Raw genomic sequence first — 7954 nt, forward strand, 5'->3', positions numbered from 1 at the left:
GAGGGCCGCTTCTACGCGCCCGGGGAGAGGATGCGGGCGATCAAGGAGGACTTCGCCCAGCGGATCGTCCCCCTGCGGGACCCGTACCGGTGATGACCAGGCATCGCCGGGAGCGGGCGGGTGCGGCCGCGGGCGGTCCCGCCGGAGGCGGGCGTTCGTGACCGGTGATCGGTTTCACATAACATGTCGGGAATGAGGGCAAAGCAAGGGCGTGTTGGGGACCAGCTGTGATCGATGTTTCGGGCCTGAGGAAGGTCTATCAGGATCGGGGCCGAGAGGTGGTCGCCGTCGACGGCGTGGATCTCCACGTCCGCGAGGGTGAGATATTCGGCGTGCTCGGGCAGAGCGGCGCCGGCAAGAGCACCCTGCTGCGCTGCGTGAACCTGCTGGAGCGACCCACCTCCGGCACCGTCTCGGTGGCGGGCCAGGAACTGACCTCCCTGCGCGAGGGCGACCTGCGCAGGGCCCGGCAGCGGATCGGGATGATCCACCAGCACTTCGCACTGCTCTCCTCCCGCACGGTCGCCGGGAACGTCGCCTTCCCGCTGGAGGTCATGGGGGTGGCCAAGGCCGAGCGCGCCAGGCGTACGGCCGAGCTGCTGGAGCTGGTCGGGCTGGCCGACAAGGCCGCCGCGCACCCCGCGCAGCTGTCGGGCGGGCAGAAGCAGCGGGTCGGCATCGCCCGCGCGCTGGCCGGAAGCCCCCCGGTGCTGCTGTCGGACGAGGCCACCTCGGCACTCGACCCCGGTACCACGCAGTCGATCCTGGCCCTGCTCAAGCGCCTCAACCGCGAGCTCGGCCTGACGATCCTGCTGATCACCCACGAGATGCACGTCGTCAAGTCGATCTGCGACTCGGTCGCCGTCATGCGGGACGGCCTGGTCGAGGAGTCGGGGACCATCTCCGAACTGATCTCCAGGCCCGGCTCCAGGCTCGCCGCGGAACTGTTCCCCCTGCCGGAGCCGGAGCCGGGCCACGTCACGATCACCTTCACCGGGCAGGCCGACGAGCCGGTGGTGTCGCAGGTGGTCCGCAAGTTCGACGTGGACGTCAACATCCTCGGCGGAGCCCTGGAGGAGGTGGCGGGCGTCTCGACGGGACGGCTGCGCCTGCTCGTCACCGGTGACGAGCGCGCCGCCGCGCTCACCTACCTGGCCGAACGCGGCCTGCTCGTCGAGGAGGCCCGATGACCTGGGAAGAGATGTTCCCGCTGCTGATGGAGTCGACCGGCCAGACCGTCCAGATGGTCCTGTGGTCGACCCTGTTCACGGTGATCCTCGGCCTCCCGCTCGGGGTGGCGCTGATCGCCACCGACCGGGGCGGGCTGTTCCCCTCGCCCGCCCTCAACCGGGTGCTCGGGCTGGTCGTCAACATCGGCCGCTCGCTGCCCTTCATCGTGCTGATGATCGCGATTCTCCCGCTGACCAGGCTGATCGTCGGCACGACCATCGGCACCATCGCCTCGGTGGTCCCGCTGACGCTCGGCGCGGCGCCGTTCTTCGCCCGGCTGGTGGAGACCGCGCTGCGCGAGGTCGGCAGGGACAAGGTGCAGGCGGCCCAGGCCATGGGGGCCGGACGCGTGACCATCGTCGGCAAGGTCCTGCTGCCCGAGGCGATGCCCGGCCTGGTCGCGGGGCTCACGGTGACCGTGGTCGCGCTGATCTCGTACTCGGCGATGGCCGGGGCGATCGGCGGGGGAGGGCTCGGGGACCTGGCGATCCGCTACGGCTACCAGCGCTTCGAGACCACGCTGATGATCGTCACCGTGGTGGTGCTGGTCGCCGTCGTGCAGATCGTGCAGACCCTGGGAGACACCGTCGCCCGCCGTCTCGCGCGTAACTGACCGGATTGTCACGCTGATCATTTAACTTCATTTCATGATTTATCCGGTAAGGAATCTGATTTGATCATTGGCTTGGCCTGGTGTTTCAAGTGAAGTGAAAGTCAGGGGCAATCGGCGCATCGTACAACATGTGTGTCAGAATCCTCACTCCCGAGAGGAACCCCTCAAAATGCGATTCGCCAGCCGAATCCTGTTGGGCGCCGGTATGGCCGCCCTTCTCGCCACGGGCGCCCCGGCGATGGCCAACGCCGAGACCGCGACCCCCGTCCAGACCGCCGCCGCGACCCCCCACTTCGTCGACTCCTGGGGACCGTACTACTCCGGTGACGAGAAGGCGGAGGCCGAAGGCAAGGTCGCCGTGGAGAAGAAGTCACAGAAGCACTGGTACTGGAAGAAGTATTCCAAGATCGTCAAGAAGTGCTACTGGCACAAGGGTGAAAAGAAGTGCAAGTGGGTGAAGCAGTGGTTCAAGAAGCGCGCGTGGAAGTGGGAGCACGAATACCACTACACCGTCGGTAGCAAGCTCACCAACCACAAGTGGTGGAGCAAGCCCAAGCACTTCTGTGCGTGGGAGACCTTCAGGGTCGTGGGCTTCGACGGCTCGTCCACCTTCAAGAGCTTCAAGAACTGCTCCAAGAAGCCCGCCTACTACTCCTTCTCCGGCACGAACGCCGAGCACATCTACGTCAAGGTGAGCCGGGGCAACCACGGCCACCCCAACGGTTACCAGAGTGGCTGGGAGCACATCTACAGCCACGCCTGATCCGCACGGCCGAGGCTCCCCGGAACACGGCCACGCTGCGCACGGCCCGAGCTCCCAGGAGTACGACCACGCTGATCCACCCGGCCGGGACCCTCCCGGGTACGGCCACCTCCGATCCACCCGGCCAGGACTCTCCTGAGGCCTGAGCACCCCTGGGCCGCGACCTCACGCGAGGTCGCGGCCCAGTCGCGTGCGGGCGCTTCTCACCGAACTTCCCGCCGAGTAATGTTCGGTTTCATGCACCCGGGAGCGATCGCAGCAGTCTCGCCCGACAAACCCGCTGTGATCATGGCGGGCTCCGGGAGGGTCGTCACCTACCGCGAGCTGGACGAGGAGTCCAACCGCCTCGCCCGTCTCTTCCGCGCCGCCGGGCTGCGACCGGGCGACCACATCGCCTTCATGCTGGAGAACCACCCGCTGTTCCTGGTGGTCGCGTGGGCCGCGCACCGCTCCGGCCTGTACTACACCGCGATCAGCCCGAGGCTGAAGACCGACGAGCTCGCCTACATCGTCGACAACTGCGAGGCCCGGATCTTCATCTCCTCGGCCGCCCTCGCCGACGTGGCCGTCTCCATCGCGGACCGCACCCCGGGCGTCGGGCTCAGGCTCATGCTGGACGGCGTGGCCCCCGGCTTCGAGTCGTACGAGAAGGCCGTCGCGGCCCACCCCGCCACTCCGGTCGAGGACGAGTGCCAGGGCGTGGACATGCTCTACTCCTCGGGCACCACCGGACGGCCCAAGGGCGTCAAGCCCACCCTCTCCCAGGCCCCGCTGGACACGCCCGGGCCGCTGCTGCAGCTCATCCGGTTCCTGTTCGCGCCCTCCGCCGACAGCGTCTACCTCTCCCCGGCGCCGCTCTACCACGCCGCCCCGCTGCGCTACTGCATGTCCTTCCAGCGCCTGGGCGCCACGCTCGTCGTCATGGAGAGGTTCGACCCCGAGCAGGCGCTCGCGCTCATCGAGAAGTACCGCGTCACCCACTCGCAGTGGGTGCCGACCATGTTCATCAAGATGCTCAAGCTGCCCGAGGAGACCCGCGCGCGCCACGACCTGTCGTCGCTGACCTGCGCGATCCACGCCGCGGCCCCCTGCCCCGTCCCCATCAAGGAACGGATGATCGACTGGTGGGGCCCGATCATCCACGAGTACTACGCGGGGACCGAGGGCAACGGCTTCCTGTACGTCGGCTCCCAGGACTGGCTCGGCCACAAGGGGACGGTCGGCCGCCCGCTGCTCGGCGTCATCCACGTGTGCGACGAGGACGGCAACGAGTTGCCGCCGCGCGAGCACGGAACCGTCTACTTCTCCGACGGCCCCCAGTTCGTCTACCACGGCGACGAGGACAAGACGCGGGCCTCGCGCGACCCCCAGGGCCGGGGCTGGACCACCCTCGGGGACATCGGCTACCTCGACGAGGAGGGTTTCCTCTACCTCACCGACCGCCGCTCCTACGTGATCATTTCCGGCGGGGTCAACATCTACCCGCAGGAGGCCGAGAACGTCCTGTCCGTCCACCCGAAGGTGGCGGACGTGGCCGTCTTCGGCGTCCCCGACGAGGAGATGGGCGAGCAGGTCAAGGCCGTCGTCCAGCCGGTCTCCATGGACCTGGCGGGCCCGGGGCTGGAAGCCGAGCTGATCGAGTACTGCCGGTCCCAGCTCGCGCCCTACAAGTGTCCCCGGTCGGTCGACTTCCGCGAGGAACTGCCCAGGCACCCCACGGGAAAGCTCTACAAGCGCCTCCTGCGCGACGAGTACCGGGCCGCCGGCTCCTGAGCCGTCCGGAGGCGGTGCCTTCAAGTACCTGATCGACGGGCTCGCTCGCGACGGGTGAGGTTCGCGTGCGGCGGCCGCAGGGGAACCCGTGCGGCCGGTCCCCGATCCGCACCCCGGGCGGTCACTCCTCGGTGCAGGCCTGTTTCTCTTCCTCGGCCGAGGTGTTGATACGGCTGAGAAGCCCGTAGAGCTGGACGATCTCCTCCTCGTCGAGGCCGGAGCACAGCTCCCGTTCCATCGCCGTGAGCGCCTCCTGCACCTTGGTGAGCGCGTCGGCTCCCGCGGCGGTCATCTCCACGATGTGGCGGCGCCGGTCGGCGGGGTCGCGGCGGCGCTCGGCGAGCCCGTCACGCTCCAGGTCGTTGAGGATCGCCACCAGCACGCTGGGATCGACCGCCAGCGCCTCGATGAGGGCCTGCTGGCCCATGGGGCCGTTGTCGTCGAGGTTCATCAGCGCGACGGCGTGCCTGGGGGTCAGGCCGGTCACCCCGAGCGCCTGACGCATGCGGATGTTCGTGACGGTGCCGTGGCGGGCCAGGAGCATGCCGAGGCGATCCACGGCCCTGGGCGGCCGGACGTCCTCGACTTCCATGCTCGTACCGTAACACGGGCGAAATGATCGAAGCGCATAGATAGTTGATTGGTTTCAACGATATGTTAGTGTCAACGACATGCCGGACATCCGCATCGGCACGTACGACCTGCTCAGAGCCCTTTTCGGGGTCCCGGTCGGTGTGCCCGCCGTGAGGTGACCCGGTTCGACCGACGGCCGTTCGGGTCCGCGACCCGTGCCGATCACCGTGATTACGCACCAGAAAGAGATCGGGAACCTGTGATGAGCGATACCGCACCCACCTGGCAGCCCACCGTCGTCGTGGTCGGCGGAGGCTACGGAGGCGTCCGCGTCGCCAAGGCGCTCGACGACGTGGCCGACGTCGTGCTCGTCGACCCCAAGGACGCCTTCGTGCACAACGTCGCCGCGCTGCGGGCCCTGGTGGACCCGGCCTGGCTGCCGCGCATCTACTTCCCGTACGACACCCTGCTCACCCGGGGCCGGGTGGTCCGCGACCGGGCCGTCAGCGTCGACTCCAAGCGCGTCGTCCTCGCTTCCGGCGAGGAGATCGCCGCCGACTACATCGTGCTCGCGACCGGCTCCTCCTACCCGTTCCCCGGCAAGAGCGACGCCGTCGAGACCGAGGTCGCGCACCAGAGCTACCGGGCCTCGCACCAGGCCCTCGCCGCGGCCGACGGGGTGCTGCTGCTGGGCGCGGGCCCGGTGGGCCTGGAGCTCGCCGGAGAGATCAGGGCCGTCTGGCCCGGCAAGCGCATCACCGTCGCCGACATCGGCGACGACATCCTCCCCGGCCCGTACAAGCCCGAGCTGCGGGTCGAGCTCCGCCGACAGCTGGACGAGCTCGGCATCGAGCTGCTGCTGGGCAGCCCGCTGCGCGAGGCGCCGCCGACCGAGCCCGGCACCGCCGAGACCTTCACCGTGACGACCGAGGCGGGCACGGAGGTCACCGCCGACATCTGGTACCGCTGCCACGGCACCATGCCCCTCACCGGATACCTCGCCGACGACCTAGCCCCCGCCCTCACGGCGAGGCGGCTCGTCGAGGTGACCCCCGAGCTGCGGGTGGTCGGGCAGGACAGCGTCTTCGCGCTCGGCGACATCACCACCCTGGGCCCGCCGATGGCGGCGCACGCGGGAATGCAGGCCGAGGTCGTCGCCGCGAACATCCGCGCCCTCATCACCGGCGAGGGAGAGGTCGGGGTGTACGAGCCGATGCCGCCCGTCATCGTGGTGCCGCTCGGCCCCGAGCGCGGCTCGGGCCAGCTCCCCGGCCAGGACGGCGTCCTCGACGGCCCCGCCGCCGCGCAGATCAAGGGCGGCAACCTGCTGATCGAGAACCAGGCGGAGGTCTTCGGGGCCGGCGGGAAGTAGCCGCGAAGTGTCCGCCCGGTGATTTCGAGTGATCGGGACCCTCGCTGAGCACGGCGGATAAAGCCGTTGTCAGAGGATCCCGATCACCGCGATCAGGCTCTTAACCAGGTCTTATACGCGGTCGGGCATTGTTTTCAGTAGCCGGTGACCGCCGGCCGCCACCCCGTTCGATCGGGGGACGTAGGACGTGGGGGAAGACATGGACCCGAACAGGAATGAGCAGCAGGACACACCGGCCGAGGCGACCCCCGGGAACGACGGCTGGACCCAGTTCGGCAAGGTGCCGCCGCGCGCCGGCGCCTACCGCGCCGCCGCCGACACCGGACCGCAGCCGACGCTGATCCACCCGGTGCCGGAGCAGCTCGCCGCCGAGGGGCTCGGGGGAGCCGGAGGGGCCGGGGGGCTCGGGGGACACCACGGGGGACCGGGGGCGGTCCCCCCGCGGCGCGGGCGGCTCAGCGCCGGGCAGAAGGTAGGTGCCGGTCTCGCGCTGGCGGCCATGGCCGTCGGTGGCGGGGTCACGGGGGCCTTCGTCGCGACGAGTCTCAACAGTGGCGCGGTCGCCCAGGTCTCGTCGGCCGGCCCGGTGGTCAGCCCGGTCGGCAACGCGACCACGGTCGCCGACATCGCCCAGGCCGTCCAGCCCTCCGTGGTGTCGATCGAGGTCAGGACCGCCGCCGGCGGGGGCGAGGGGTCCGGGGTGGTGCTGTCGGACGACGGCCTGATCCTGACCAACAACCACGTGGTGGAGGCCGGCGGCCAGGGGGGCCCGGGCAGCCAGGTGACGGTCAAGTTCAGCGACGGGAAGTCCGCCACCGCGAAGATCATCGGAACCGACCCGGCCACCGACCTCGCGGTCATCAAGGCGGAGGGCGTCTCCGGTCTCACCAAGGCCACGCTCGGCGACAGCGACCGGCTGAAGGTGGGGGACTCCGTCCTCGCCATCGGCAGCCCGCTCGGCCTGTCCGGCTCGGTCACCGCGGGGATCGTCAGCGCGCTGAACCGTACCCTGACCGTCGGCGGCGACCAGGGCCGGCAGCAGCTCCCGCCCGGCTGGGGCGACCAGCGGCAGAGCGGAGGCGGGAGCACCACCATCGGCGGCGCCATCCAGACCGACGCGGCGATCAACCCCGGCAACTCGGGAGGGGCGCTGGTCAACGCGGCCGGACAGGTGGTGGGGATCAACACCGCCATCGCCACCAACGGCGGGGAGGGCAGCATCGGGGTCGGCTTCGCCATCCCCATCACCACCGCCAACCAGGTCGCCCAGCAGCTCATCGAGAGCGGCAAGGTCTCCCACGCCTTCCTGGGCGTGAGCGTGACCGACGCCACCGGGGACGCGGGCGGCGCCCTGGTCGGCCAGGTCACCGAGGGAAGCCCCGCGGCCAAGGCGGGAATCCAGCAGGGCGACCTGATCACCAAGATCAACGACACGGCCGTGGACGAGGCGGCCACCGTGGTCGGAGCCGTCCGCGGCTTCAAGCCCGGCCAGCAGGTGACCATCGCCTACGTCCGCGACGGGCAGCCCGGCACCGTCACCGTGACCCTCGCCGAGAAGACCGGCGAGTAGGTCTCGGCGCGTAAGGCTCAGGGGCGGGCGCGCCGCCGGGGTCGTGGACATGTCCACGAC

The 7954-nt window shown here is 69.7% G+C and carries 7 protein-coding genes; 6 read left to right on the forward strand and 1 reads right to left on the reverse strand.

The annotated features are described in order from the left end of the window. Positions 1-227: 227 nt before the first annotated feature. The 4 genes from AB0G15_RS24080 to AB0G15_RS24095 all read left to right on the forward strand — a co-directional run bounded on the left by AB0G15_RS24080 (position 228) and on the right by AB0G15_RS24095 (position 4379). Positions 228-1190, forward strand: coding sequence for an ATP-binding cassette domain-containing protein (locus tag AB0G15_RS24080; RefSeq protein WP_362843645.1), 963 nt, complete (start codon positions 228-230; stop codon positions 1188-1190). Then, complete coding sequence (locus AB0G15_RS24085; protein ID WP_362843648.1) at positions 1187-1843, forward strand: methionine ABC transporter permease; 657 nt, start codon at positions 1187-1189, stop codon at positions 1841-1843. Before AB0G15_RS24080 ends, AB0G15_RS24085 begins: the two co-directional genes overlap by 4 nt. Before the next feature lie 169 nt (positions 1844-2012). After that, positions 2013-2606, forward strand: coding sequence for a hypothetical protein (locus AB0G15_RS24090; protein WP_362843651.1), 594 nt, complete (start codon positions 2013-2015; stop codon positions 2604-2606). A gap of 237 nt (positions 2607-2843) precedes the next feature. Next, entirely contained in the window at positions 2844-4379 is a 1536-nt protein-coding gene (locus tag AB0G15_RS24095) for an acyl-CoA synthetase (RefSeq protein WP_362843653.1), read from the forward strand. A 121-nt stretch (positions 4380-4500) separates the two neighbouring features. Here the strand turns inward: AB0G15_RS24095 and AB0G15_RS24100 are convergent, their stop codons facing one another. Further along, positions 4501-4971, reverse strand: coding sequence for a MarR family winged helix-turn-helix transcriptional regulator (locus AB0G15_RS24100; RefSeq protein WP_362843656.1), 471 nt, complete (start codon positions 4969-4971; stop codon positions 4501-4503). 243 nt (positions 4972-5214) lie between these two features. On the opposite strand from AB0G15_RS24100, the gene AB0G15_RS24105 reads away from it, so the two are divergent. Then, positions 5215-6324, forward strand: coding sequence for an FAD-dependent oxidoreductase (locus tag AB0G15_RS24105; RefSeq protein WP_362843659.1), 1110 nt, complete (start codon positions 5215-5217; stop codon positions 6322-6324). Between the two features lie 199 nt (positions 6325-6523). After that, positions 6524-7894 carry a trypsin-like peptidase domain-containing protein gene (locus AB0G15_RS24110; RefSeq protein WP_362843662.1) on the forward strand — a complete coding sequence of 457 codons (1371 nt, stop codon included), beginning with the start codon at positions 6524-6526 and terminating at the stop codon, positions 7892-7894. Positions 7895-7954: the final 60 nt, after the last annotated feature.

It is taken from the genome of Streptosporangium sp. NPDC023825 (genome assembly GCF_040639575.1).
In the GTDB taxonomy this organism is placed as follows: Bacteria; Actinomycetota; Actinomycetes; order Streptosporangiales; family Streptosporangiaceae; genus Streptosporangium.